At 73.1% G+C, this 25,839-nt stretch carries 24 protein-coding genes and 1 pseudogene; 11 read left to right on the forward strand and 14 right to left on the reverse strand.

Annotated features, from left to right (window positions below):
- Positions 1–65 precede the first annotated feature (65 nt).
- The gene (locus tag ACFYYB_RS03365) at positions 66–1,037 is read right to left on the reverse strand and encodes an exonuclease SbcCD subunit D (RefSeq protein WP_389432955.1); all 972 of its coding nucleotides are present in this window, start codon (positions 1,035–1,037) and stop codon (positions 66–68) included.
- Complete coding sequence (locus ACFYYB_RS03370) at positions 1,034–1,873, reverse strand: hypothetical protein (protein ID WP_389432956.1); 840 nt, start codon at positions 1,871–1,873, stop codon at positions 1,034–1,036. Before ACFYYB_RS03370 ends, ACFYYB_RS03365 begins: the two co-directional genes overlap by 4 nt.
- A 461-nt stretch (positions 1,874–2,334) precedes the next feature.
- On the opposite strand from ACFYYB_RS03370, the gene ACFYYB_RS03375 reads away from it, so the two are divergent.
- On the forward strand, positions 2,335–3,414 hold the full coding sequence (locus tag ACFYYB_RS03375) for an alpha/beta hydrolase (protein WP_389432957.1): 1,080 nt from the start codon (positions 2,335–2,337) through the stop codon (positions 3,412–3,414).
- Here ACFYYB_RS03375 and ACFYYB_RS03380 read toward each other — a convergent pair.
- Positions 3,391–4,701, reverse strand: coding sequence for a cytochrome P450 (locus ACFYYB_RS03380; protein WP_389432958.1), 1,311 nt, complete (start codon positions 4,699–4,701; stop codon positions 3,391–3,393). The genes ACFYYB_RS03375 and ACFYYB_RS03380 overlap by 24 nt on opposite strands.
- Positions 4,702–4,846: 145 nt before the next feature.
- On the opposite strand from ACFYYB_RS03380, the gene ACFYYB_RS03385 reads away from it, so the two are divergent.
- Positions 4,847–5,770, forward strand: coding sequence for an SDR family oxidoreductase (locus tag ACFYYB_RS03385; RefSeq protein WP_389432959.1), 924 nt, complete (start codon positions 4,847–4,849; stop codon positions 5,768–5,770).
- An 85-nt stretch (positions 5,771–5,855) separates the two neighbouring features.
- On the opposite strand, the gene ACFYYB_RS03390 is transcribed toward ACFYYB_RS03385, so the two are convergent.
- Positions 5,856–6,635, reverse strand: coding sequence for a TetR/AcrR family transcriptional regulator (locus ACFYYB_RS03390; protein ID WP_389432960.1), 780 nt, complete (start codon positions 6,633–6,635; stop codon positions 5,856–5,858).
- 106 nt (positions 6,636–6,741) lie between these two features.
- Between ACFYYB_RS03390 and ACFYYB_RS03395 the strand changes: the two genes are divergently transcribed.
- The gene (locus tag ACFYYB_RS03395) at positions 6,742–7,158 is read left to right on the forward strand and encodes a VOC family protein (protein WP_389432961.1); all 417 of its coding nucleotides are present in this window, start codon (positions 6,742–6,744) and stop codon (positions 7,156–7,158) included.
- Positions 7,159–7,254: pseudogene (locus ACFYYB_RS03400) on the forward strand (DinB family protein); the annotation flags it as partial. It abuts the gene before it with no gap.
- A gap of 37 nt (positions 7,255–7,291) precedes the next feature.
- On the opposite strand, the gene ACFYYB_RS03405 reads toward ACFYYB_RS03400, so the two are convergent.
- Positions 7,292–8,362: an enoyl-CoA hydratase/isomerase family protein gene (locus tag ACFYYB_RS03405; RefSeq protein ID WP_389433454.1), complete on the reverse strand. Its 1,071-nt coding sequence runs from the start codon at positions 8,360–8,362 to the stop codon at positions 7,292–7,294.
- A 63-nt stretch (positions 8,363–8,425) separates the two neighbouring features.
- Between ACFYYB_RS03405 and ACFYYB_RS03410 the strand changes: the two genes are divergently transcribed.
- Complete coding sequence (locus tag ACFYYB_RS03410) at positions 8,426–8,992, forward strand: dihydrofolate reductase family protein (RefSeq protein WP_389432962.1); 567 nt, start codon at positions 8,426–8,428, stop codon at positions 8,990–8,992.
- A 71-nt stretch (positions 8,993–9,063) separates the two neighbouring features.
- Here the strand turns inward: ACFYYB_RS03410 and ACFYYB_RS03415 are convergent, their stop codons facing one another.
- From ACFYYB_RS03415 to ACFYYB_RS03430, 4 genes are all read right to left on the reverse strand, one after another.
- The gene (locus ACFYYB_RS03415; RefSeq protein ID WP_389432963.1) at positions 9,064–9,567 is read right to left on the reverse strand and encodes a MarR family winged helix-turn-helix transcriptional regulator; all 504 of its coding nucleotides are present in this window, start codon (positions 9,565–9,567) and stop codon (positions 9,064–9,066) included.
- Positions 9,568–9,655: 88 nt separating this feature from the next.
- Positions 9,656–10,627, reverse strand: a complete 972-nt coding sequence (locus tag ACFYYB_RS03420; RefSeq protein ID WP_389432964.1) for an arylamine N-acetyltransferase — start codon at positions 10,625–10,627, stop codon at positions 9,656–9,658.
- Positions 10,628–10,755: 128 nt separating this feature from the next.
- The gene (locus tag ACFYYB_RS03425; RefSeq protein WP_389432965.1) at positions 10,756–12,492 is read right to left on the reverse strand and encodes an FAD-dependent monooxygenase; all 1,737 of its coding nucleotides are present in this window, start codon (positions 12,490–12,492) and stop codon (positions 10,756–10,758) included.
- 83 nt (positions 12,493–12,575) lie between these two features.
- Positions 12,576–13,328: an AraC family transcriptional regulator gene (locus ACFYYB_RS03430; RefSeq protein ID WP_389432966.1), complete on the reverse strand. Its 753-nt coding sequence runs from the start codon at positions 13,326–13,328 to the stop codon at positions 12,576–12,578.
- Positions 13,329–13,448: 120 nt separating this feature from the next.
- Between ACFYYB_RS03430 and ACFYYB_RS03435 the strand changes: the two genes are divergently transcribed.
- Positions 13,449–14,621 carry an MFS transporter gene (locus tag ACFYYB_RS03435; RefSeq protein WP_389432967.1) on the forward strand — a complete coding sequence of 391 codons (1,173 nt, stop codon included), beginning with the start codon at positions 13,449–13,451 and terminating at the stop codon, positions 14,619–14,621.
- Here ACFYYB_RS03435 and ACFYYB_RS03440 read toward each other — a convergent pair.
- The 5 genes from ACFYYB_RS03440 to ACFYYB_RS03460 are packed head-to-tail and all read right to left on the reverse strand — an operon-like array spanning position 14,602 to position 19,576.
- A complete protein-coding gene (locus ACFYYB_RS03440; protein WP_389432968.1) occupies positions 14,602–15,228 on the reverse strand; it encodes a DUF6434 domain-containing protein in 627 nt (208 codons plus the stop codon). The genes ACFYYB_RS03435 and ACFYYB_RS03440 overlap by 20 nt on opposite strands.
- Positions 15,229–15,272: 44 nt before the next feature.
- On the reverse strand, positions 15,273–16,604 hold the full coding sequence (locus tag ACFYYB_RS03445) for a TfuA-like protein (RefSeq protein ID WP_389432969.1): 1,332 nt from the start codon (positions 16,602–16,604) through the stop codon (positions 15,273–15,275).
- Complete coding sequence (locus ACFYYB_RS03450; protein WP_389432970.1) at positions 16,605–17,801, reverse strand: YcaO-like family protein; 1,197 nt, start codon at positions 17,799–17,801, stop codon at positions 16,605–16,607. It abuts the gene before it with no gap.
- Between the two features lie 19 nt (positions 17,802–17,820).
- A complete protein-coding gene (locus ACFYYB_RS03455) occupies positions 17,821–18,630 on the reverse strand; it encodes an ABC transporter permease (protein WP_250741952.1) in 810 nt (269 codons plus the stop codon).
- Positions 18,631–18,634: 4 nt separating this feature from the next.
- Complete coding sequence (locus ACFYYB_RS03460) at positions 18,635–19,576, reverse strand: ABC transporter ATP-binding protein (RefSeq protein ID WP_389432971.1); 942 nt, start codon at positions 19,574–19,576, stop codon at positions 18,635–18,637.
- A gap of 346 nt (positions 19,577–19,922) precedes the next feature.
- Here ACFYYB_RS03460 and ACFYYB_RS03465 point away from each other — a divergent pair, with 346 nt between their 5' ends.
- The 5 genes from ACFYYB_RS03465 (at position 19,923) to ACFYYB_RS03485 (ending at position 25,796) form a co-directional block, all read left to right on the forward strand.
- Complete coding sequence (locus ACFYYB_RS03465) at positions 19,923–20,759, forward strand: hypothetical protein (RefSeq protein ID WP_389432972.1); 837 nt, start codon at positions 19,923–19,925, stop codon at positions 20,757–20,759.
- 65 nt (positions 20,760–20,824) lie between these two features.
- A complete protein-coding gene (locus ACFYYB_RS03470) occupies positions 20,825–21,274 on the forward strand; it encodes an aroma-sacti cluster domain-containing protein (RefSeq protein ID WP_389432973.1) in 450 nt (149 codons plus the stop codon).
- Between the two features lie 6 nt (positions 21,275–21,280).
- Complete coding sequence (locus ACFYYB_RS03475; RefSeq protein WP_389432974.1) at positions 21,281–24,301, forward strand: AAA family ATPase; 3,021 nt, start codon at positions 21,281–21,283, stop codon at positions 24,299–24,301.
- Positions 24,298–25,161, forward strand: a complete 864-nt coding sequence (locus ACFYYB_RS03480) for a S8 family serine peptidase (RefSeq protein ID WP_389433455.1) — start codon at positions 24,298–24,300, stop codon at positions 25,159–25,161. Before ACFYYB_RS03475 ends, ACFYYB_RS03480 begins: the two co-directional genes overlap by 4 nt.
- Positions 25,158–25,796, forward strand: coding sequence for a GAF domain-containing protein (locus tag ACFYYB_RS03485; RefSeq protein WP_327303171.1), 639 nt, complete (start codon positions 25,158–25,160; stop codon positions 25,794–25,796). Before ACFYYB_RS03480 ends, ACFYYB_RS03485 begins: the two co-directional genes overlap by 4 nt.
- The last annotated feature ends 43 nt before the right edge of the window (positions 25,797–25,839 follow it).

The raw sequence follows: 25,839 nt of genomic DNA on the forward strand, positions 1-25,839 counted from the left end.
TTGCCGGGCCGTCAGGTCAGGCCATCAGGTCAGGCCGTGAGGTCGGGCCGGGTCAGGTCGTCAGGTCAGCAAGCGACGGCCGATTCCCCGGCCGGGCAGACCATGGCGGCCGGGCCGGCCAGGGCGCGGGCCTCGTGGAGGAGGCCGGGGTCGGTGGCGGAGCTGAGGGTCCATACGACGGCGCCGCCCCCGGACGGCTCCGGGACGGCCGCGAAGCGGTCCTTCAGGTCGGCTTCGGCGGTCTCCCGGTACGGGAGGTGGAGCGTCTCGTACCGGACCGGGGCGGTGTCCACCGGGAGGATCCGCGGCGCTCCGGGGCCGTCGATCAGCAGCTCGGTGAAACCGCGGCCGCCGGCCTCCGCGGGCCCGCGGGCGTGCGTGTTGCCCGGATAGGCGGCGAAGGCCCCGGCGCCGGGGACCAGCCGGTGGTGGACGTGGCCCAGCGCCCAGTAGTCGTAGCCGGCGCGGGCCAGCGTCCGCGGGTCGGCCGGTGCGCAGATCCGGCGGCTCCAGGCACCGTGCAGGCTGGTGTGCAGCAGCCCTAGGTTGACGGCGCCGGGGATCGCGCGCGGGAAGCCGGCCGCGAGGTCGCGGCGCTCGTCGGGACCGGCCACCGACTGGCCGTGGACGGTGATGCCGAGGTCGGGCCAGGTCACCGACTCGGGGGCGTCTGCGCCAAGCCAGCGTACCGAGGGCGGGAGGTTCAGTTTGTGCGGCAGCGGGGTCTCGGCGTCGTGGTTGCCCGAGACCACCACCGTGCGCAGGCCCGCCTCGTGGAAGGCGCCGAGCACGTCCTGGCAGGCGGCCAGCGCCCGGGCGTCGCAGTGGCGGCGGTCGAAGACGTCCCCGGCGATGAGCACCGCGTCGTAGCCGCCCTCGACGATGCGCCGCACGGCCGCGCGCAGGGCCTCGTACGGGGCTTCGCGCCCGTCTATCGCGGGCGCCCCGGGGTAGTCCGCGAGCCCGCGCAGGGCGGAGCCTATGTGCAGGTCGGCCAGGTGGGCCACGCGTATCGGCGCGGGCGCGGAGGTGTTCACCGGCCGAGGATGAGGTCGGTCTTGAAGGCGTCCCGCTCCAGCAGCCAGCCCTCGGCGCGGAGCTTGCCCATCAGGTCGGAGCGCAGCTCGACCGCGTCGCGCAGGGTGCGCCCCTTGGCGGTGATCTCGGCGAACCAGGCCAGCTCGCCGGAGGCGGTCCGCAGCCGGCTGACTTGCGTCTCCATCGCGTGATCGAGCATGCGCCCAGGGTAGTTGGACTGCCTTACCGGCCCGTGGAGTCGAGATGAAGCGGTGACCGACTCCGCCCAACCGGCAGGTTTCGCAGCCCACTTGGCGAGCTTTCCGGGGAGGCGGTCCAAGACCAGGGCGCGGGAGGCGTCGAGCCCCGGAAGTTCGCCGGGCGCCAGGCCCGGGACCGGACGGCACTTCTTGTTGGTGAAGTCGAGGGTGGCGCGGGTGTGGCTGAGGTTGACCTGGACGGAGTAATTGCCGTCGCCCACACAGAAGTTGTGCCCGGAGGCCCGATCCATCACGCGCCGGACCTCGACCGGGTCCGTACCGTCGCCCTCGATGTCGAAGCGGGCCTTGTAGGCGAGGCGGATCCGGTTCTCGTCGTCGTGGCGCCGCATGCGGACGATCCAGCCCTGGCCGTTCAGGCTGCGCCCGGCGTCGTCCATGTACTGGGCCACCTCGGAGCGGCCGGGCGCGCCGAGGGACAGCGCGGCGGCCGCGGCGGCCGTGGGCCGGCCGTCGGCGTCGAGCACCCGGTCCGGGTCGACCAGCAGCTTGACCTGGTAGCCCGTGCGCGCCGGAGTCACCGGCGAGATCCCGGCCCGCACTCCGGGACGAATCCGGCGACTCGTCGCTTTCGTCATTTTCCGCGTGTTGCGCATATCCCCGTCGATCATGCCTCATACGACACCAGCCCGCCCGAAAACCTCGGAACCGCGCAGGTGAACAGGCGGTGAATCTACCCCAGGACCAAGGTCCCGACCTGTAAGGTCTCGCGACCCCCAGGTTCGGAATCTTCGCCGTACGTTCGCGCCGACCGAAGATCATGGATTACGGATGCGTTCACAAGATCCTGGCAACGGACAAAGGCGCACGTCATGGCCACTCCGCACACATCTTCGACTCGGTAGCCGGCGCCGGCCCGCTTGACCTGATCGCCGTTTCCTCATCCGAGACCGCCGCGACCTCCGGGACCGGCCCACCCTCCGGGAGCGTCGAGCCCGACACGATGCGCACCGCCCCCTCCCCCGGACGGTGCGCATCGTAGATTTGGCGTATTGTCCGGAATTCTCCATCATTCCGTCGTACGTCAGGAGCCGGCGCAGTGGAGCTGACCAGTACGTCGTTCCTCGTCACGCTGATCGTCGTCACCGCATTCGCGATGCTCGCCGCGCTGCTCCTGTGGAACCGGATCCCGGGCCCCGGCTGGGTGCGCTGGCCGGCCCGGCTGCTGATGATCGGCCTGTGCCAGCTCACCGCCATCTGCGTGGTGGCCACCTGGATCAATGGGAGCTACGGCCTCTACTCCTCCTGGGACGACCTGCTGGGCACCGAAGCCGGGCAGAACGACTCCGCCATGACCGGGCCGCCGCTGGGGCGGGCCAAGTTCACCCTCGGCGGCGACGGCACCCGCACCACGTACTTCCGCGGCTCCCACTCGAAGCTCGCCGGCCAGGTGATCGTGTGGACGCCCCCGGAGTACGACGCACCGGGCGCGGAGAAGACCCGGTTCCCCGTACTGATGCTGCTGCACGGCTATCCGGGCTCACCCCGCTCCTGGCTCGACATCGGTGACATGCCCGGCGCGCTGGAGCAGCTCGTCCGGATCGGCGCGGCGCACCCCTTCATCCTGGTGATCCCCGACCTGTACCCGGGCGGGGTGAACACCGACTGCACGGACACCCCGCAGCGGAAGGTGGCGAGCTGGCTCGCCGAGGACGTGCCGGACCTGGTCGCCAAGAACTTCCGCACGCTCCCCGAGCCCCGGGGCTGGGGGCTGATGGGCATCTCCACCGGAGCCTTCTGCGCGGCCAAACTGCCGCTCCAGTACCCGAAGGCGTTCCGGGCGGGCGCGGCCCTGGACCCTGATCCGCTGACCGGCGACCCGGACGTGCTGTCCGATCCGGTGCTGCGCGAGCGCAACAGCCCGATGTGGCTGGTCCAGCAGGCGAAGCGCGACAAGAACACCGACGTCGGGCTGTTCCTGGCCACGTCCGCCCAGGACAAGGACAGCCCGCCACAGCAGCTGACCGACTTCACGAAGGCGGCCCAGAACTCCGGGGTCCGGGTCAAGACGCTGGTCCGCCCTCAGGGCGGACACAACTTCCAGACCTGGATCGCGATGTACCCCGACGCACTGGGGTGGCTGAGTACGGAGATCTCACCGCCCGCCGAAAGCCCGTAGGCGGACCGGCAGCGACTCCACGCTGTTGCCTATGAAGCTGCGCTGGTGCGGGAGTTCGGCTTCGGGCACGGCCAGGTCCAGGTCCGGGAAGCGGGTGAAGAGGGCTTCCAGGGCGATGGTGGCCTCCAGCCGGGCGAGCGGGGCGCCGACGCAGTAGTGGGCGCCGTGTCCGAAGGAGAGGTTGCGGGCCGCGGTGGGGCGGGTCAGGTCGAACCGGTCGGCGTCCGGGCCGTGGAAGGCCCCGTCGCGGCCGGCCGCCGTGTAGCCGGCGAGGACCGGGGTGCCCTGCGGGATCACGGTCCCGTCGATGGTCAGGTCGCGGGTCGGGTAGCGGAACGGGAACCAGCTGACCGGGGCGTCGAAGCGCAGGGTCTCGTCGACCACGTCCGACCAGGTGGCCTTCCCCTCCAGGACCAGTGCGAGCTGGTCGCGGTGGGTGCACAGGGCGCGTACGGCGTTGCTGATCAGGTTGAGCGTGGTCTCGTGGCCGGCGACCAGCATCAGCCGCATGGTGCCGGTGAGTTCGGTCTCGCTGAGCCGGCCGCCGTCGTCGTCCCGGGCGGCGATCAGCGCACTGGTCAGGTCCTTGCCCGGATCGGCCCGGCGGGCGGCGGCGATGGCGCCGATCAGCTCGACGAGTTCGCGCAGGGCCGCCATGACCTCGGCCGGGGTCTTGTCGGTGGCGACGATGACGGTGTTGGAGAGCTCGTGCAGCCGCCCCCGGTGTTCGGGGTTCACGCCGAGGAGCTCGCAGATCACGCTCATCGGGAGCGGGAGCGCGACGTGCGTGCGCAGGTCCGCCACCCCGTCCGGGGCGTCCCGCGCCGCCCGCTCCAGGTCGCCGAGCAGCCCGGCCGTCAGCTCCTCGATGCGGGGGCGCAGCCGCTCCACCTGGCGGACGGTGAAGGCGTTGCCCACCAGGGAGCGCAGCCGGCGGTGGTCGGCGTCGTCGGCGGTGTGCATGCCCTGGGCGTTGGCGAAGACGCGCAGCGGCCAGTCCGGAGGGATGGTGCCGTCGTGCAGGGCGGGGAAGTGCCGGGCGTCCTTGGCCACGTCGGGGTGGGCGAGGAACTCCCTCAGCGCCTCGTGACCGAGGACGACCGCGCCGGGAACGCCTCCGGGGAGCACCACCTCGGCCACCGCCCCCTGGGCGCGCAGCCGGGCGTTGAGGGCGTGCGGGCAGCCGCCGGCCGGGTCGATGACGTACGAGGCCGCGGGCGCGGACAGGGGCGTCGGCTCGGACGGGGGCGTTGGCTCGGATGATGTCTGCGCGGGGTCGGTGGACAAACCTGTCTCCTGACAATACGAACGGATCTCCGCCAACAGTGCGGCCTCGGGGGCCGGTTGTTCAAGGCCGCGCCCGCCCCGTCTCACGGATCCGCAGGCGCGCCGCGCCGCACCCGCCGCGCCCGGGCGTCGTAGGGTCGCGGTCATGACGGAGGCAGAGCGGACTCTCGAAGGCAAGGTGGCCCTGGTGGCCGGAGCGACCCGCGGCGCGGGCCGGGGCATCGCGGTCGAGTTGGGGGCCCGGGGCGCGACCGTGTACGTGAGCGGGCGCAGCACCCGGGGCAGTCGCTCGGAGTACGACCGGCCCGAGACGATCGAGGAGACGGCCGAGCTGGTCACGGCCGCCGGCGGACGCGGAATCGCGGTGGTGGCGGACCACCTGGCACCCGAACAGGTGGAGGCCCTCGTCGGGCGGATCGACTCGGAGCAGGGCCGGCTCGACGTCCTGGTGAACGACATCTGGGGTGGCGAGCGGCTCTTCGAGTGGGAGAGCACGGTCTGGGAACACGACCTGGACAACGGGCTGCGGCTGCTGCGGCTGGCCGTGGAGACCCACGCGGTGACCAGCCACTACGCGCTGCCCCTGCTGCTGCGCGAGCCGGGCGGACTGGTGGTGGAGATGACGGACGGCACGGCGGAGTACAACGCGAGCCGGTACCGGGTCTCCTTCTTCTACGACATCGCCAAGTCGGCGGTGCTGCGCATGGCGTTCGCGCTCGGACACGAGGTGGGCCCGCGCGGCGCGACGGCTGTGGCCCTGACCCCGGGCTGGCTCCGGTCGGAGATGATGCTGGACAACTTCGGTGTCACCGAGGCGAATTGGCGGGAAGCCCTGAAGACGGTCCCGCACTTCGCCATCTCGGAGACCCCGTTCTACGTCGGCCGCGCGGTCGCCGCGCTGGCCGCCGACCCGGAGCGGTCCCGCTGGAACGGACAGTCGCTCTCCAGCGGACAGCTGGCTCGGGTCTACGGCTTCACCGACGTGGACGGCAGCCGGCCGGACGCCTGGCGGTACATGATCGAGGTGCAGGACCCGGACCTCCCGGCGGACACCACCGGCTACCGGTAGGCGGCGCCGCCCGGATCAGGCGGAGGCGGGCCCGCTCCGCCCCGATCAGGCCCGGTCGGCCCGGATGAGGCCCGCTCCGCCCGGATCAGGCCCGGTCGGCCCGCTCCAGCAGCCGGGCGATCCCGTCGAGGACGCAGCGCAGGCCGAAGTCCCACACGGTCTCGGGGCTGTACCCGCCGACCGCGCCGCCGACCCGCCCGGCGAGGGGGTAGCGCTCCGGGTCCATGGCCCGTTCCAGCAGCGGGGCACTGAGTTCCCACCACTCCTGGTCGCTCTGGCGGGCGTTGTGCGCGGCGGTGTCGGCGGCGGCCAGGGCCTGCGCGTGGACGAAGCCGAGCAGGTGGGTCAGGGCGGCGTCCATCTCCACGTCGGTCAGGCCGATGCCCTCGAGGGCCGCGAGTTCGTACTCGTACTTGCCGATCACGCCGGGGCCCAGCGGGGGGCGGGTGACGGACAGCTCGGCGGTCCACGGGTGCCGCAGGTACAGCGCGCGGTTGTCCCCGGCGACGCGGGCGACCCTCTCGCGCCAGGACCCTTCCGGGTCCGGCGCGGCGCGGTCCATGGCCAGGTACGCGGCGTCCAGCATCAGGTCGAGCAGCTCGGCCTTGCCGGGGACGTAGGTGTAGAGGGTCATGGGGGTGACCCCCAGCCGCTGGGCCAGCGCCCGCATCGTCAGCGCGGCCAGCCCCGACCGCCCCTCGCTGGCCGCCTCGTCGGCCAGTGCGACGGCGGCGTCGACGACCGCGTCCACGGTCAGCCCCTGCCGGGGCCCGCGCCGCCCGCTGGGCGCCCCCTGCCCCGGCTCGCGCCACAGCAGCTCCAACGTGCGGACGGGGTCGCCCGCGCCGCTCCGGTCCGTGGCCACTCCCGACCCCTTTCCGCCGCCTCCCGGCAGCCCGATCATTTAATCTTCTACGCTGTACAGAATACTATGTATAATGAAATCCGAGCCCAGGACACCAGGAGGACCCATGCGGATCACCGACACCGCCATCTGCCTCACCGTCGAGGACGCCACCACCTCTTCCGCCTTCCTGACCAGGCATTTCGGATTCAAGGAAACGATGGCGGCCGAGGGGTTCGCCTCCCTCTCCCACCCCGACGGCCCGAACGTGATCTTCGTACGTCGCGGCCTGGAGGTGCTCCCCGCGGACCTCCGCGAGCAGCACGCCGCCGGAGTACTGCTCGCCTTCACCGTGACCGACCTGCCCGCCGAGTACGAGCGCCTGCGCTCCGAGGGCGTCCCGATCGTCATGGAGCCGCGCGTGGAGCCCTGGGGCGAGCGGGTGTTCCTGGTCGCCGACCCCAACGGTGTGATCATCGAATTGGTCGACTGGGTGGAAACCCCCGCCGAGCCGGCCGCCGACGCCACCCCCACCACCGCCTAGGAGCCGTTCGTCGGCATCGCCCGGTGGGTCAACCAGGAGCTGCCGCGCCACGGGGCCGAGATCGCCCTGCTCCGCGATCCGTACCGGGCACGGCGGCCCCGTACGGGTCGCCCGCGCGGCGCCCCGTACGGACTCACCCCTCGGGGGTCCACTCGGCGATCCCCCGGCCGCCCCCGGCGAGCGGAGCGAAGAAGCGGGCCACGTCCTGCTCGGTGACCTCGCCGAGGGTGGCCGGGGACCAGCGCGGGCTGCGGTCCTTGTCGACCACCTGCGCCCGGATGCCCTCCACCAGGTCGGGCGAGGTCAGCGCATTGCAGGAGACCCGGAACTCCTGTTCCAGCACCGGCTCCAGCGCGCCGAGCGCGGCGGCCCGGCGGACGGACTCCAGGGTCACCTTCAGGGCCGTCGGGGACTTCCCCAGGATGGTCTCGGCCGCCTCCTTCGCCGCCGGGTCCCCGTAAGCGAGCAGCCGGTCCACGATCTCCTCGACGGTGGCGGCGGCGTAGCAGTGGTCGATCCAGTCCCGCCCGTCGGCCAGCGTCCCCGGCCCGGGCTCGGCGGCGTACCGCTCCACCGCCTCCCGGGCCGGGGCCCCGGCGAGCTCGGAGGTCAGCGCCGGCAGCCGGTCGGCGGGTACGAAGTGGTCGGCCAGCCCGCACAGCAGCGCGTCGGCGGCGCCCACCGCGGAGCCGGTGAGGGCGAGGTGGGTGCCGAGCAGGCCGGGGGCGCGGGCCAGCAGGTGGGTGCCGCCGACGTCCGGGACGAAGCCGATGCCGGTTTCGGGCATGGCGACGCGGGAGCGCTCGGTGACCACGCGGACGCCGCCGTGGGCGGACACGCCGACCCCGCCGCCCATCACGATCCCGTCCATGAGGGCCACGTAGGGCTTGGGGTAGCGGGCGATGTGCGCGTTGAGGCGGTACTCGTCGCGCCAGAAGGCGGCCGAGGCCCGCGTCCCGGCCTTGGCGTCGTCATGGATGGCCCGGATGTCCCCGCCGGCGCACAGCCCCCGCTCGCCCGCGCCGCGGAGGAGCACCTGCTCCACGCCCGGGTCCCGCTCCCAGCCGGTCAGGGCCTCGGCGATGCGGAGCACCATGGGGTGGGTGAGGGCATTGAGGGCCCTGGGGCGGTTGAGGGTGATCACCCCGGTACGGCCTTCGACGGCGCACAGGACGGTGTCGGTGCTGTCGTCGGGGGCGGCCATGGACGCGGTGTCGGCTTCGCTCTTCACGCCGCCCAGTATGGACGGCGCGTAGTCTGGTGCGTCATGGGAAAGATCATCCTGATGTCGCAGGTCTCCCTCGACGGCTACTACGAGGGCCCGGAGCGGCAGCTCGACTGGGGCCTCGTCGACGAAGAGCTGCACCAGCACATGAACGACGAAGTCCGTTCGGTCGGCGGCATGCTGATGGGCCGGGTCACCTACGAGCAGATGGCCGCCTACTGGCCCACCGCCGGCGCCGATCCTGACGCGTCCGCGGTGGAGAAGGACTACGCCGGCATCTGGCGCTCCGCGCGGAAGTACGTGTACTCGCGCACCCTGGCCGCCGAGCAGCCCGACCCCGAGGTCACCGTGGTGCGGGAGGTCGTACCGGAGGAGGTCGCCGCCCTCAAGGCCGCCCCGGGCGGTGATCTGACCGTGAGCGGGGCGGACCTCGCCGCCTCGTTCCTGCGCCACGGGCTGGTGGACGAGTACCGGATCTACGTGCACCCCGTACGCATCGGCCGCGGCCACCACCTCTTCCCGCCCTCCGACGGCACGGTCCCGCTACGGCTGGAGGGGACCCGTACGTTCGGCACCGGGGTGGTGCTGCTGCGGTACGCCCGCGCCTAGGCGGAGACATCGGGAACGGTCGCCGGCGAGGGGACCGGGTTTCCGGCCCGTGCCCCGGCCGGCGCCGGTCCTCATCCGCCGCCGCTGCTCGGGACCGCCCTGCCCACCAGGCCGGGCACGTCGGCCGCGGCCAGTCGCTCCAGCAGCTCGACGGCCCTCTCCACGTCCGCCAGCCGGTCCGGGGGGACGCGCCGGTCGATCGCACGGGCCAGGTAGGCCGCGCGGCCGGCCAGCAGCTTGTCGATCAGCTCGGAGGCGGCGGGATCCGCGCTCATCAGCTTTCGGCGGCCGTCGTACGGATCGGGCTCGCCGTGCACCAGCCCGGCGGCCTTGAGGACCGCCAGGCTCTGCGCGATGGACTGCGGGCTGACGTGCTCCAGGGAAGCGAGCCGGGCCGCGGTGACCGGGCCCACCCGTACGACGCTCGCCAGGATGGCGAGCTGCGTGACGGTCAGGCCCGTCGCGTCCTGTCCCGACTCTGCGCGCAGCCGCGCGCGCAGCCTCTTGATCGCGTCGTCGAGCCGCTGCGCGGCCGCGGTGGACGCCGACGCCTTCCGGACGGGTTTCGTGATCATGACTTCTCCGTGACACCCCACAAGCAACTTCGGCAAGTTGCTTGTGGAGTTGGAACGGCCGAAGGAACCGAGAACACTGCCTCCGATCTCACCTGACCGGCGCCACCCTCCTGCGTCCGGCGCGGTGCGCCCGCAGCGGTTGGATGGGCACGGTGGATGGCTGCACCGTCGTCGGGTACATCGCGACGGCCTGACGGGCCACGTACACGCGGGCGATGAGCTCGTCGCGATCCGTCTCCGGCACCTCCATGCCGAACAGGTCGCGCAGGAGACCGGGGATCTCCTCCGGGGTGAACGTCTGCGCGGTGGCCGTGCCGTCGGGCAGGGTCCGGGTGAGCACGGTGCCGTCGAGGAAGACGTGCTCCTGCTCGCGCATCTGCTGGACGAGCAACCGGCCGGCGAACGGCGAACGGGGATGCGTGGTCAGGAAGTGGTTGGACACCATCCAGTCCTGCGGATACCGCTGGTCGAGGGTGAAGGCGTGCAGGTCGTACCAGCCGTCGGCGCCCCACGTCCGCATCGCGTACAGCCGGTCGCCCGCCTCGGTGGTGGAACCCTCCAGCCGGAAGCCCCAGCCGCCGAACGAGGTCTCGGCGCCCGCCGCAAGTTCGATGGGCCCTATGGGGTTGCGGCCGAAACCGGGGTCGCACACCCACACCTTGCCGGTCTCGGGGGTCTCGGCCGTCTCCACGCGCAGCATGGCGTGCGTGGCCGCACGGACCACCCCTTCGGAGCCGATGCGGACCCGCGAGGCGAGCCCCGTCACGCGGAAGCCGATGCGCTCCAGCACCGCCGCGAGCAGCACGGTGTGCTCGTAGCAGTAGCCGCCGCGGCGTCCGTGGACCAACTTGTTCTGGACGTGCGGCAGTTCGAGGGAGATCGGCCGCCCGAGGACGATCTCTACGGTCTCGAAGGGGATCGAGGTGATGTGCTTACGCGTCAGCGCCCGGAGAACGTCGAGTGTGGGCGCGAGCTCTCCGTCATAGCCGGTACGCCGGAGGTAGGCATCCAGGTCGAGGCTGCCGCCCTGCCAGGCCGTGGCATCGTCGTTCGTCGTCATGGCAGACATGGTGCATAGGGAACCGCTCATGGCCGCAGAGCCCGGGAAAGAGAAAGTCACCTCCCCTTGACGCCTGCGCGCGGACGGCCTCGGCGGGGTTCGCCTTCCGGCTGCCGCCACGGCTTCCGTCAGGACCGCTCAGGGGCGGAAGGGGCCGGCGCGGACAGCGATGCGAGGTAGCCGGACAGGGCCGCCGCCGTGGCGGGCAGCGGGAAGCGGGCGCCGAGGTACCCGTCCGGGCGTACGAGGAATCCGGTCGGGCCGTCGCAGCCGTACAGCCGGGCGAACTCCCCCGTGGCGTCCCGGTATCCGGGGACGGGTGCGGGGAGGTCGGCGCCCGCGTCGGGGGCGGCCTCGCGGGCGAGGACGGCCACCGTGCGCGAGCCGTCTTCACCCGATCCGCCCTCCGCCGGCGCCGGCCCCGCCGCCCGGGCCTGCTCCGCCGCCTCGGCCAGGGCCGCGCCGTCGGTCCCGTACAGGAGCACCACGTGCCCTGCCCGGCCGCGCAGGACGTCGCACAGTCGCGAGGGATAGGCGGCGATGGGCAGGGTCAACCCGCTACAGTCCGGGGCCCGTTCGCCGGGCTGCGGGGCGTCGGCGGGACCGAAGGGAGGACCGGCGAGCGGTCCGTCCGGGTAGCCGACGAGCAGTTGGGCCTCGCGGAGCAGCACGGTCCGCGGATCGTCCGGTTCGTTCTCGATGCCCTGGGTAGCGTGCCGCACGGTCCGGCCGACGACCTCCTCGCCGACGGGGCGGCGTTCGGCGTCGTAGCTCGTGAGCAGGGCGGCCCCGGCGGATTCCCGCAGGACCAGCGCGAGCTTCCAGGCCAGATTGCAGGCGTCCTGGATCCCGGTGTTCATGCCCTGGGCGCCGGTCGGCGGGTGGATGTGGGCGGCGTCGCCCGCGACGAAGACGCGCCCGTCTGCGTACCGGTCGACGATGCGGTGGCTGATGCGGAACACGGAGGACCAGCGCATGCCGGACACCGTGGCCGGGGCCGGCGCGAGGCGGTCGACGACGGCCTGGATGTGGGAGAGCTCGGGGACCCGGCCCCCCTCCAGCCCGTGCCGTACGCCGTCGCCCGCTCCGGGGCCGCCCGCCGATCCACTGCCCGGTCCGCCCGGCGGCTGCGCGGAGAGTTCGGGCGGGACCAGCATCGACATGCGGTAGCGGCCCCGGCCGGGCAGCGGGATGCACACCAGCACGTCGTCGGTGGACCCGTCGGCGCCTTGGTGCAGGGACCGCAGGCCGTAGCCGTCGGGCAGGTCCCAGTCGCTCACGACGTCGGCCAGCATGTACTCCTCGGCGAAGGCCCCGCCCTCGTAGGACAGTCCCAGCCCCTTGCGCACGACGCTGTGCGCTCCGTCGCAGCCGATGAGGTAGCGGGTGCGCAGCTCCTCCTCGGCGCCGGACGCGGTCCGCAGGAAGCTGGTGACGCCGCCCGCGGGGCCGTCCCCGTCCTGGGCGAACGACAGCAGTTCGGTGCCGCGTTCAATGACGGTGCCCAGCCCCGCGAGGTGCTCTTCGAGGATCCGCTCCGTCTCGTACTGGGGCAACGCGGCGAACCGGTAAGGGACTTCGGGAGGCAGCATGAGCTCGATCCGCGCCCGCTCGGCGCCGTTGACGTAGATCAGCTGGCCGCGCAGGGGGACGGCGCTCTCCATGACGGTGCGGGCCAGGCCCATCCGGTCCCAGAGCTCCAGCGTGCGCGGCTGGATGCCGACCGCCTTCGCGTACGGGAGGCGGGCGGGCAGCCGGTCGACGAGGCGGCAGCTCACGCCGTGGCGGCGGAGTTCCGCGGCCGCGCTGAGGCCGACCGGACCCGCGCCCGCGATCAGCACGTCGGTCGTCGGGGTGTGCGTCATGGGTTCCTCCCGATCGCCCGGCCCCGAACCGGTCCCTCCCCTCCATGCTGGCCCGCTGCGGAGCGGACGGCCAGACGAACCGGTCAGCCCGCCTTCGCGTGCGCCCCCGGAGTGTGGCCGAAGGCCCGGCGGAACACGTCGATGAACGCACTCGCCGAGGACCAGCCGCAGCGGTGCGCGACCGCCGTCACGGGGGTGTCGACCGCCAGCAGCCGCAGCGCGTGGTGCAGACGCAGCTGGGTCCGCCACTGGGGGAAGGTCATGCCCAGCTCCGCGCGGAAGAGCCTGCTCAAGGTCCGCTCCCCCGCCCCGGCCCCGGCCTGCGCGGAGAGCTCCGCCAGACCGCGCGGATCCGCCGGGTCGGCGTGCAGCAGCGCGCACACGGCGGCCAGCCGGGGGTCGGAGGGAGCGGGCAGGTGCAGCGGCTGGAGCGGTGAGGCCTTCAGCTGGTCGAGCAGCACCGCCAGCATCCGCCGCCGCTCGGCGCCGTCGTCGTGCGGGGCCCGGGTGTAGGCCAGGATCAGCTCGCGCAGCAGGGGGCCGACGGCGAGCACGGCGGGCGCCGAGAGGGAGAGCGGGTTGAGGTGGGTGGGCAGGCCGACGCAGTGCAGGTCGACGCGGCCGAAGGCCCGGTGCTCGTGCACGGTCCCGGCGGGGATCCACAGGGCGCGGGTGGTCGGGGCCACCCAGGTCCCGGCGTCGGTGGTGACGGACAGGACCCCGGAGCCCGCGTAGCAGATCTGGTGGTCGTCGTGGCGGTGCGGATCGATGCCGAGGTGGGTGTCGAGCTCGCGGATGCTCGTCGCCGCGCGCGGAGTGTGGCGGATTTTCTGCATCACCCGGCAATTTATCGGAAGCGGGCCGCCCCCGGCGAGAGCGATTCTCGATCGGTGACCTCCATGAGACCCACCCCTCCCCCGCCACCGTCCCCGAACCCGATAACGGTGCCGACTCCGGTGACAGCCCCGGGACCGGCCAAGCTCCGTACGGCCGCCTTCTCCGCGGGCCACTCCTGCGTGGACGTCTACCAGGGCGCCGTCGCCGCGCTCGTGCCCTTCCTCGTCTCCGAGCGCTCGTACGGCTACGCCGCCGCCTCCGGCATCGTGCTGGCCGCCTCGCTGCTCTCCTCCGTGGTCCAGCCGCTGTTCGGAGCGCTCACCGACCGGTGGCCGATGCCCTGGCTGATCCCGCTGGCCACCGCCGCCGCGGGGCTGGGCGTGGCGCTGGTCGGACTCGACGCCGGCTACGCGGCCACCCTGGCCGCGGTCACCCTGTCCGGGCTGGGCGTCGCCGCCTATCACCCGGCGGCCGCCCGGCTGGTCCGTACGGTGGGCGGACCCGGGCACGGGGCGATGAGCTGGTTCGCGCTCGGCGGCAACATCGGCTTCGCGTGCGCGCCGCTGCTGGTCGTCGGCGCGCTCGCGCTGCCGGGCCCGGCGGGGTGGTGGCTGCTGGCCGCCCCCGCGGCCCTGGGCGTGTTCCTCAACCGCCCGCCGTCCGCGAAGCGTTCGGCCGCGAGCCCGCGAGCAGCGATCCCGGCCCCGGCCCGGGGCCCCCGCGACGACTGGCGGGCCTTCCTGCGGCTGTCCCTGGTGGTCGTGGTGCGCTCGGTCGTCTTCACCGGCCTGAGCACCTTCATCGCGCTGTACGTCCGTGAGCGCGGCGGTGGTGAAACCGCGGGCGCCGTGGCCCTGTTCGCCCTCTTCGCCGGGAGCGCCGGCGGCACCCTCCTCGGAGGCCGGCTGGCCGCCCGCTGGGGCCGCGTCACCACCGTCCACCGCGCCTACGCGGCCGTGGTGCCTGCCGTCGCGGGCATCCTCTTCCTGCCACTGCCGCTGGTGTACGTCTGCTCGGCGCTGGCCGCCACCGCCCTGTACGTGCCGTTCTCCCTCCAGGTCACCCTGGGCCAGGACTACTTGCCGAGCCGCATGGGCACGGCGAGCGGGGTCACCCTGGGCCTGACCGTCAGCATCGGGGGCCTCGCGAGCCCCCTGATCGGCGCGGCGGCCGACGCGGCCTCCCTGCGGACGGCCCTGCTCCCGCTGGCGGCGCTGCCGCTGCTGGCCTGGGTCCTGGCCCGGCGCCTGCCGGAGCCAGCGGAGCCGGAGCTCACTCCCGCCCGGGGGTGACGGCGGCCTCCCGCGGTCGGGAGCGGTGGGCCCGCCAGGCGGCCAGGGCCTGCGCGCGGGTGCCCTCGGGGTGGCGGGCGTGCCAGTCGCGGAGGAACCGGTTCAGCTCGAACTGGGCCCCGATCTCCCGGGGTTCGGCCGCCGCCGCCCGGGTGGCGTGCCAGTGGGCGACCGCCTCGGCGAGGGTGCGCCCCGCGCCCTGGGCGACGTAATCCCGCATGAAGGCGTCGAAGTGGAAGCCGGGCCCGATCTCCCGGACGAAGTACGCCCGCAGCACCTGGCTGCACCGCTGCCCCGGCGGGAGCACGCTGGCCCCGTCCACGGGCGCCGCCAGCTGCCGGCCCGCACCATGGACGGGCCGGCCGCCGGACCGGGCCGGGGACGGAACCGGGGCCGGAGCCCGGGCCGGAACCGGGGCCGGGGCCGGAAGCCCGTCCAGCGCCGCGGCGATCCGCGCCGTGACCGCCGCCTTCCCGCCTCCGGCCGGGAGGCCCATCCGTCGGGCCAGGGAGCTGAGTTCGGCCAGCGTCCAGTACCAGCGGGCCAGCTCCGCCCCGCTCAGTTCCGGGCTCGGAGCGGGCCGCACTTCACCGTTATTCGTACGCACGTTCCCATCCTAGACGCCTCTTCCGGAGTACTCGGAGCCCGAGGTCAACGGGCCGCGGCCGCACGCCGTTCACGGCCCCGCAGGACGTCCAGGGCGAAGAACCTCGGGACGGCCGCGCCCAGCCCGTCGGGGCCGGTGAACCCGCGCCGGGCCATCTCGACGTCCGGCGAGGTGCCGCGCCCCTGCCAGTGGCGCAGGAAGAGCTTCGCGCACATCGGCGGCGGCGGGACCACGAGCCGGGGACGGGTCTCCTCCGCGGCCTCGTCGGCCCGGACCACGAGGGCGCACCACTCCTCCCAGCGCTCGGAGTCCCGCAGGCGCTCCAGGACCGTCGGCCGCCAGTCCACCGACTGCCACACCGGCCACACCCGCACCATGAGGAGCCGGATCCGCTCGGCGGCGGGGAGCTCGTCCCGTTCCCGCTCGGTGAACCAGCGCGCGAGGGAGTCCGGCAGCGGCGACCGGCCGTCGAGCCCGAGCTTGTCCCGTGCGTACGTCGCGAGGGTCATGCCCCGGGCGCCGGCGAGCTCCTCCAGCAGGCCGGTCAGCACCTCCTCGTGCAGCGCCGGGTAGCCCTCGTCGAACAGCCGGGCGGCGTCCAGTACGTCGAGGTCCGACATCCACCGGCCGGGGGCGTGCTCCCGCCGGGTCCGGCGGACCAGGGACTGGGTCCGGCTGATGCCGGTGATGGGCACCTCGGGCGCGACCGGACCGGGGGTCACCGCGCCCCGGCCCGCGATCGCGCGCAGCGCCGCCATGGCGTCGAGCCGTTTCACGTCCCAGACGCCCGAGGCGATCATCTCCTCCAGCGTCCACAGGGCGTCGTGGTCCTCCTCGTCCAGCGCCCCCTCGAGGTCCTTCCAGCCGCGGTGGGTGAAGGGCAGCGCCGCGGCCGCCGCCACGATCCGCCGTCCGGCGTCGGGCGCGATCAGGTCGCTCTCGGCGCCCTCCTTGCAGCCGTAGCGGAGGTTCACCAGGGCCACGGTGTGGGGCGGGTACCCCATCTCGGCCGGGCCGTGCAGGACCCCCACCTCGTCGTCCCCGTCGATCTCTCCCGAGGCGTACATCGTGAAGACGGTGCCGAGGCCCCGCATGCCGCAGGGGGCGAGCTCCGCGGCCCGCAGCGCCCCCATGCTCGCGGCGCCGATCACCTCCGCGCCCTCGGTGAGGACCTGGAGGATCTCCTTGTGGCCGACGGAGCGCCGTTCCCGGAAGTAGCCGTCGACGACCACGACCACGTCTCCCGGGTGCCACTGGTCCGCGAGGAGGTCGCCCCGGCCCGCCGGAGGCCGTACCTCCGCGTCCGGGAGCACCGCGTGGACGTCGGCGGCCGAGATGGTCGGCCCCGCGTAGACGATCACCTTGGACCCGTTCAACTACAGCACCTCCGGGCATACGCGGCTGCCCGGAGCCACGACCTTGACGACCGGGACCCCGATCTCCTCGCGCGTCAGGTCGACGAGGAGCGGCGGGTGGGAGAAGGCGGCGGCCGCCCGGCCCACCACGTGGGCGAGGGCGCCGGCCAGACTGTCGTGCGGGACGGGGTCCTCCACGAGACCCCTGATGTCGGCGGCCGCCGGGCCCGAGCGTGCGCTGCGCAGCCGGTCGGCATCCACGTGGCCGAAGTCCTCCCGGAGGTCGTCCCGGGCCCCCGAGATGTACGCGAGCCTGGCCTGGGCCGCCTCGGAGACGGCCCGGGTGAGGGCGATCTCCGGGCTGAGGTGGCAGCCGAAGCCGAACATCGGCGCCGGGTACTCGTCGTCGGCGACCCAGGAGAGGAAGCACGGCAGGCCGGTGGGCGAGGGGACGAGGCGGACCTCCAGGGTGACGCCGGCCCGTTCGATCAGCGTGCACAGCTCGTCGGCCACCGGCGACCCGAGGGAGCGCGGGTCGACGCGTACGCCCATCTCCCCGCCCCCGGTGACCGCGGCGGTCATCGCGTCGCGCTCGATGACCTCGCAGAGCGCGTGCAGGGCGGCTTCGATCCGGGTGTTCCCGCCGGCCAGGCCGTTGGTCGACTCGAAGAACACCGGCGGGTTCCAGTCGGTGCGCTCCTCCAGCGTCAGCCGGACGACGTTCACGGGAACGAGGGTGCGCGCTCCGTCGACAAGCGACCTGGCCGCCACCCATTCCAACGGCAGCCCGTCGTGCAGAAGGTTCGGTACGGAGGGCGCCAACGCGGCCACGTCATAACCCAGTTGCGTACGGAGCTTGCGGGGGGAGGCGGTCAGCGCGGGCAGGGCCGGCTGTTCGACGTGCCAGGTCTCGACCGACTCCATCACCGCCGAGAGCCTGGCCAGTTCGGGAGTCATCCCCTTGCCCTGGGAGACGGCGAGCGTCCTGGACAGCGGCCGGATCGCCTGGAAGGTCGGGATGCCGATGGAGTCGAGCCGGGTGATGTCGGCGACCCGGGTGACACCCACCTTGGCCGCGGCGCGGGTCGCCATCTCCCAGGTGGCTTCGGGCGGTTGGGCACGATCCGTACCCGGGAGGCGGTGCACGGAGCGGTCCTGCGGCGTGGCGAGCCAGGCCAGGGGCGCATCGTCGGTCTGCGCAGTGTCACGGGTCTGCACGGTGGGGAGCTCCTGCGGGTCAGAGGTTCCGGGTGCGCCGCAACAGCGCCCGGCCGGCGACGAAGTTGGCGACGATCGCGACGACGGCGAGCACCACCAGGGAGGGCCAGGCCTTGCCGAGGCCGAAGATCGCGGCGTCGCGCATGCCGGTGACAGCGTACGACACCGGGTTCACCGTCGAGATCCACCGCAGCACGGTGGGGAGTTGCTGCGAGGTGGACAGCGACGGCGCGGCGAAGACGAGGACGGGCACCGACACGCTGGTGAGCACCATGAAGGTGCGGTAGTCGCTGATGAGGACGGCGGCGGCGAGGTACAGCCCGTTGAACGCCACCGACGAGAGCACCAGCGCCAGCAGCAGCCAGATCCAGTGGGACGCGTGGAACGGGTAGTCGAAGATGACCGCGGCGACGGCCAGGGCCAGCAGGCTCTGGGCCAGCACGAGCGAGACCCCGGCCAGCAGTTTGCCCGCCAGGAAGCGCGAGCGGCGCAGCGGCCAGCTCCAGAGCTGGGTCGACACCCCGCTCATCTCCTCCTGGAACATCGCCATGCCCGTCGTCCCGGAGGCACTGACCACCGACATGGCCAGCACCATGGGGAGGAGGAAGACCGCGAAGGGGAGGGTCTCGCCGCGGTAGGTGATGTTCCCGACGACGTTGCCCAGCGAGGTGTTCACCAGGAGCAGGTACACGAGCATGGGGGTCAGGCCGAGGATGAGGTTGACCCTGTTGCGGGCGAGGAGCGCGTACTCGCGGTAGAACACGGCGGTGAAGTCCGCCGGTTTGCCCGAAGCGACCGGTGCGGTGGTCTTGAATCCCAGGTCGGCCACGGTGTCAGCCCTCGTTCCCGGTCATGCGCAGGAAGACCTGCTCCAGCGAGTCGGTGACGGTGGAGATTCCGCAGATCGCGACTCCGGAATCGTGGCAGTGCCGGGACAGCTGCGGCAGTACGTCCCGGACCTGCGCGTTGTCGATGCGCACCTCGGCGTCCTGGACCGTGGCGGCCAGTCCGGCCGCGGCCGCCCACTCCTTGACGACCTTGGCGCCGACCGCGTCGTCGACGCTGACCAGCAGGTGCGCTCCGCCGAACTCGCGGACGAGTTCGCTCGGTTGGGCGAAGCGGACCACCTTGCCCTGGTTGATGACCAGGACCCGCTGGGCGTTGCGCTCCAGCTCCTGGATGATGTGGCTGGTCCAGATGACGGTCATGCCGTACTCCTCGCGGAGCCACCGGACGAAGCGCTCGATCTGGTGCCGGCCGGCCACGTCCAGTCCGGCCGAGGGCTCGTCGAGGATGAGCAGTTCGGGGATGGTCAGCAGGGCCCGTACGAGCTGCAGCCGCTGGCGCTGCCCGCCCGACAGCTGGAAGACGAGCCGGGACAAGTGGTCGGCCAGGCCCAGGTACTCGGCCACCTCCATCGCCCAGGGGCGGGTGGTGCGCCAGGACAGGCCCTTGAAGCGGGTGGCGATCAGCAGGTTGTCCAGGGCCGAGAGCATCTCGTCGTACGGGGCGGACTGGTGCATCGCGCCGATGCCGGTCTTGGCGGCGACCGGGTCGCGGGCCGGGTCCACGCCGAACACCCGGATCCGGCCGGTGGTGGGAGGGGTGACGCCGCAGATCATCTTCATCAGGGTGGTCTTTCCGGCACCGTTGGGTCCCAGCAGCCCGATGGTCTCGCCTTTGGCGATGTCGAATGAAATACGGTCGACTGCCGGCGTCTCTTTCCCGCGGTATCGCTTGGTCAGTTCCTCGGCGTTCACCACACCATTCGCCACGGTCCGCCCTCCAGAATGTGATCGGTGGTCCTCTGGGCATTTCTCCGCTCGGCGTTTGTCCGGCATCGCCGACCGGGCTTGCTGCGGCTGGACGTTACGCCCGCGGGGCGGCACGGAAGCGGCCGCCGTCCAAGCTGCCGCGCAACTGCCTCCGTTCTGCCTCCTGCCGTAAGGAACCGTTGGCTAGCATGCGCAGATGAGCCGTTCAGTACAGACGGAAGACCGTGACGGCCGATCCGTTGTGGTTCTGGTGAATTGCGCGGGCGGCCGTGAATTGGAGGGCGTACGGAATGCTTTGACGGGTCCTCTGGAAACTCCGGCGATACTGATCCGGCAGGACGAACTCATGTCGACCTCGATGACTCTGGATGTGGACACCGGCCTGCTGGACGTCTCCGGGCGCCGGGTCCGGCCGGCCGTGGTGTGGGTGCGGCACGGTTCGGCCTGCGCGCTGATGGCGCAGGCGAGGCCCGCCGGTTCGATGACTCCGCTGCGGGCGGAGTCCTGGTCCGGTTTCCTGCGGCAGGTGGCGGACACGGCGGACACCGCACTGCCCGGCGGCGCGGTCGTCGGGCCGGGCCAGCTGGCTCAGGCGCGCCGGCTGGGCGTGCGCACGCCCCGTACGGTCGTCACCAATGACGTGCCGACGGGGGCGGTCGCGGTGGGTGCGCCCACCCTCGTGGTCAAGACTCCGGACTTCCGGCTGTTCGAGCCGGACCGGTCGGCCTGGAAGACCTGCCTGCCCCGGATCACCGGCCGGGAAGCGGTGGAGCGGGACCCCGGACCGACGGTGCCGGGCGGCGCGGGAGAGCGCCCGGTCGTGGTCCAGGAGTACGTGCCGCACGCGCGAGAACTGCGCGTCTACCAACTCGACGGCGGGATCTGCGCCTTCGAGGTCCAGAAGCCCGATCCGTCGAGCCCGATGACGGATCCCGACAGCGTCACCGTGACGCGCGTCGACTGCCCCCACCCCGCGGCCGAGGCGGTGCGCACCCTGTGCGCGGCCTGGAACCTGCGTTACGGGGCGTTCGACCTGCTCGTGTCCGACACCGGGGACGTGGTGTTCCTGGAGGCCAACCCCGACGGGGACTGGCTCTGGTTCGAACGCAAGGCGCGCTGGACCGGCGTCTCGTTCATGGCGGCCGTCATGGTCCGTGAGCTGTTCGTCCGCAGTACGTCGTGAAGGGTGCGCCGCGAGGCGTCGTGAGGAGTGCGTCGTGAGGAGTGCGTCGTGAGGAACTCGCGCCGGTGACGGCGTTACGGGGTGCCGAGATCTCCAGCCGAGGCCTGGTGCTCGTGGCCCTGGTGGCACGGGGGCACACGACCGACCGCGTGGCCCGTGCGCTGCGCCTGAGCAGGCACACGGTGGGCGAGGAGATCAGTGTCCTGCTCGACCGGTTCAACTGCAGGAACCGGGCGGAACTGGTGGCCTACTGCTACGTCCACCGGCTCCTGCCCATCGATGTCTGGCCGCCGCCGTGCGGCCCCGTGAAAGGGGTGGGTGACGTGTTCGACCCTCTGACCGCTCTGCGCGAGGCCGGGCTTCCGGTCGACCAGTTGAGCACCGCGCAGCGCGAGGTGCTGGCGGGCCTGACCGAGGAGGAGACCTCGGTCGTCGTATCGGTGCAGCTGCGACTGGTCGAGGCGGATTCCGGTGCGGATGCCGAGGTGTGGGCGCACGACCTGAAGCTGCTCTGAGCCCGCATGAGCCGGAGACTGGTGGTCGTCCTCTTCCTCGATCTGGTCGGGTGGACCCGGCTCGCCGAGCGCGTGGACCCGGAGTCGCTGCAAGGTCTGCTCGACGAGTACTACGAGATCTGCTCGGCCGCGGTGGAGGAACACGGCGGCGTCGTCGAGAAGTTCATCGGTGACGCCGTCATGGCGGTCTTCGGAGCCGACACCTCCCAGGAGGACGACGCCCCGCGGGCCCTGCGCGCGGCCACGCGGATCCGCGCCGAGGTCCGCGGCCTGCGCACGCCCGCCACCGACGCGGCTCCGGTCGAGGTCCACTGCGGGATCGCGGCCGGGGAGGCGCTGGTGACGCGTTCGGCCCGGGCCGGCATCCGGGTCGTCGGCGACGTGGTCAACCTGGCCGCGCGCCTGCAGTCCCTGGCCGTCGCCGGGGAGATCATCGTCAACGAGACCGTGGCACACCTGGCCCGCCCGCACTACACGATGGTCCCGGTGCCGCCGGTGGCGCTGAAGGGCAAGTCCGAACCGGTGCCCGTGCTCGTGGTCACCGGGGAGGCGGCCGCGGACGGCGCGGGCGAACACTCCCTCATGGTGGACCGCGGCGCCGAACGCCACCGGCTGCGCGGGATCTACCACCGGGTGGCCCGGGAGCGGCGCGCGGAACTGGTGACCGTGCTCGGGCCACCCGGCATCGGCAAGACCCGCCTGGTGCGGGAGGCCGTGGACGACCTCGTGGCGGCCGGGGCCAGGCCCGTCGCCGTGTTCGGCAGTTGCCAGTCGTACGGAACCGTGGGGAACTTCGGGGCGCTCGTGGAGATGCTGGACGCGCTGACCCGGCGGGCGCCGTCCTGTGCGGAGTTGCTGCGGGCGGACGAGCGGATCGCCGGCGTCCTCGCGGCCCTGCGCGACGCCTCGCTCCCCCGGCGGGCCGGCGCGGTCCCGGGCCCGGGCGTGGAGGAGGTGTCCTGGGCGACCCGCGAACTGCTCACCGCCGCGGCCCGCGACCCGCTCGTCGTGGTGTGGGACAACCTCGCGTGGGCCGGGCAGTCGCTCCTGGGGCTCATCGGCGAGTTGATGAACGGGCTGCGCGACCTTCCGCTCCTGATGGTCTGCGTGTCCCGACCGGAGCTCGCGGGCCCGGAGGATCCCGGGCGGCCGGGAGAAACGGACGTGATCGAGGTCGGGGCGCTGGTCCCGGCGGACAGCGCGCGGCTGGCGTTCTCGCTGGCCGGGCGCGGGAGCGGCGACGAGGTGGAACTGCACGGGCTCGACCTGGCCGAGCAGGTGGACCGGGTCGCCGTGTACAGCGCGGGCAATCCGCTGTACATCCGGCTGATGATGGACTGGCTGCGCAGCGGCCGGACCGTCGAGGAGGTGCCGCCGAGCATCACGGCCATGGTGGGGGCGATGATCGACCGGCTGCCCGCGCCGGGCCGCCGGCTGCTGGGCGCGGCTTCGGTGATCGGCCCTTCCTTCACCCTGGAGCAGCTCGCGCTGCTGGGCGAGCCGGCTCCGGAGGCGGCGGCCCTGGAACTCGCGCGCCGGCACCTGTTCCGGGCCACGGAGGAAGCGGGCGGCTACCGCTTCGTCCAGCAGCCGGTGCACGAAGTGGCGTACGGCCGGCTGGAGAAGGAGCAGCGGGTCACCTGGCACCGGCGGCTGGCCGAGCACGGTTTCAGTCCGGGCTTCCACCTCGAAGCCGCCACCCGGCTCCTCGGCGGGCTGCGCCCCGACGACGCGCAGCTGCCCGAGCTGGCGCGCGAGGCGGCCGGGGCCCTGCTGGGCGAGGGCACCGTGGCGCTGCGGCAGCGTGACGTGCCGACGGCGATCGGGCTGCTCGAGCGGGCGCTCGTACTGGCGCGGGGCGGGCCGGACCGGTGCCGGTCGGTCGCCGCCGTCCGGCTCAGCGACGCCCGCATGCTCTCCGGGGACACCCGGGGCGCGCTGGAGGCGGTGGAGGAGGGCACCTGGCGCGATACCGGGCCCGGCGCCCGCACCGCGGAGGTGGCTGCCCCCGCGCCCGCCCTGGTACGGGTCCAGCGGCTGCTGCTGGCCGCCCGCCTCGGGAAGGTCTCGGCGGCGGACGTGGAGGGGCTGCGGGCCGCGCTCGACAGCGAGGAGCCCGACCGGTCGGCGCTGTGCCGGTTCGAGCAGCTGCGGATGCTGATCCACCTGGACCACGGCCGGTTCGGGGCGGCGGAGGAGGCGGCGTGCGCCGCGCTCGCCCACGCCCGGGACGCCGCCGACGCGTACGAGGAGGACCGGCTGCTGGTGGCCCTGTGCGAGATCCGGCAGTGGTCGCCGAGTCCGATGGCGCAGAAGCTCGCCGGGTGCGCGGAGCTCCTGGAACGGTTCGCCGCCGACCGGTTCCTGGCCCTGCCCGCGCTGGCCGCCCGCGCCCGCTGCCTGGCGCTGACCGGGGACCGCGGCGGTGCCCGTGCGGCGCTGACCGAGGCGGAGTCCGTCGTCGTACAGCTCCGGCTGACCTTGGCGCGGGTCCTGGTCGATCAGGTGGCCGCGCTGGCCGCCTCCCTGGACGGTGAGCACGCCGAGGCCGAGCGGCGCTTCGGCCGCGCGGCGGACGCTCTCGAGCAGGCGGGCTACGTACCGGTGGCGCTGACCATGCGGGTGCAGGCGGCCCGCGAGTGCGCCCGCCGGGACCGGGCGGACGAGGCGGCCCGCAGGATCGCCGAACTACTGGCGCGGCGCGAGGAGATGGACGTCCGGGGCCGGATCCTGTGCCTGTCGGCCGCCGTACTGGGCGCGGCGGCGCAGGGCCGCACCGGGCCGGTGCGCGCCGAGGTGCCGAGCACTGACGTACTGAGCGCTGAGGTACTGCGCGCCGAGGTGCTGCGGCTGCTCCGGGACCTCGACGACCCGTGCCTGCGGGGCGAGGTCTCCTTCGATCTCGCCCGGGCCCACCGCCTCCTGGGCGAGCGGGACGAGGCCCTGGCCATGGCCGCACTGGCCGCCGACAGCTACGCCGCCGTCGGCGCGGTGAAACCGCTGGAGGCGGTACGCGCATGGATGTGAACGGCGCGCCCTGGCGGCGCGAGCGGCGGCCGCACGCGTCGGGGATGCCCGCGTGGAGCATGCCGGCCGGCGGGGACCCCGGCGATCCGCTGCCGACGGCCCTGTTCGCGGGGATCGGGCCGCGCTGGGCCTGGGAGGGCGCGAGCGGAGAGGGCGTACGGGTCTGCGTGCTCGACAGCGGCGTCCAGGCGGAGCACCCGCTGGTCGGCCCGGTCGAGCGGGCCTGGCAGGTGGTGAGCGCCGAGGGCCGGGCTCCGCGCGTGGAGGAGTGCGAGCCGCACGACAGCGCCGGGCACGGGACCGCCTGCGCGGGGATCATCCGCTCCCTCGCGCCCCGGGCCTCGATCAGTTCGCTCAAGGTGCTCGGGGACGGGAGGGCCGGCAGCGCCTCCGCGCTGATCGCCGGACTGGCCTTCGCGATCGAGGAGGGGTTCGACGTCATCAGCATGAGCCTGTCGACGACCCGGGTCGAATTCCGCGACCGGCTGGCCGAGTTGTGCGACCGCGCCTACTTCCGGCGGACCGCGGTGGTGGCGGCGGCGCACAACCTGCCCATCGAGAGCTTCCCCTGGAACTTCGCGTCGGTGATCTCCGTCGCCAGCCACGCCGAGCCGGACGGCATGCGCTTCTACTACAACGCCGCTCCCCCGGTGGAGTTCCGCGCCCGGGGGGTGCGCGTGCCGGTGGCGAGCCTGGGCGGCGGCACGGTCCGCAACACCGGCAACAGCTTCGCGGCGCCGCACATGGCCGGGATCGCGGCCCTCGTCCTGAGCAAGCATCCATGGCTCACGCCGTTCCAGCTCAAGAGCGTCCTGTACCACTGCGCAGCGAACGTCCACGGAGAAGGAGACGGCGAATGAAACCCTGGCCGCACGATCTGATGGCCACCGAGCGTCAACTCCTGCAGTCCGTCGTCACGGTGGCCCGGTACATCTACGGGGCGGCCGCGTCCTCGGTCTTCATGGTGAGCCCCGACACCGGTGAGCTGATCTTCGCGGCGGTGGCGGGCGAGGGCGAACAGGGCCTGGTCGGCCGGCGCTTCGAGCCCGGCACCGGCATCGCCGGCTGGGTGGCGGCCAGCGGACAGCCGCTGATCACGGACGACGTGGGCGCGACGGACCGGTTCGCCCGCGACGCGGCGGCCTCCACCGGGTACGTTCCCGCGAGCATCATGGCCGCCCCGCTCATCGCGGACGGGGAGTGCATCGGCGTGATCGAGGTACTGGACCGCCACGTGCACGACGAGCACGCTCCCGGCCGGGAGCTCGACGACATCGAACTGCTGGGCCTGCTGGCCACGCAGGCCGCCCTGAGCCTCGCCCTGCTGCGGCGCAGCGAGCAGGCCGCGAGCGGGGCGCCGCGCATGGGCGAGCTGGTGGCCCGGCTGTCCCAGCACGCCGTCATGGACGCGTCCGACCCGCTGGCCGTCTCCCTGCTGAGCATCTCGCTGGACCTGCTGGACCGGGGTTCGCACCCCGGTTCGAAGGTGGTCTGACGGCCGGGGGAGACGGAGCGCAGACGGACCGGCGACGCGGCGG

The organism is Streptomyces sp. NPDC002886, assembly GCF_042888445.1.
Classification (GTDB): Bacteria; Actinomycetota; Actinomycetes; order Streptomycetales; family Streptomycetaceae; genus Streptomyces.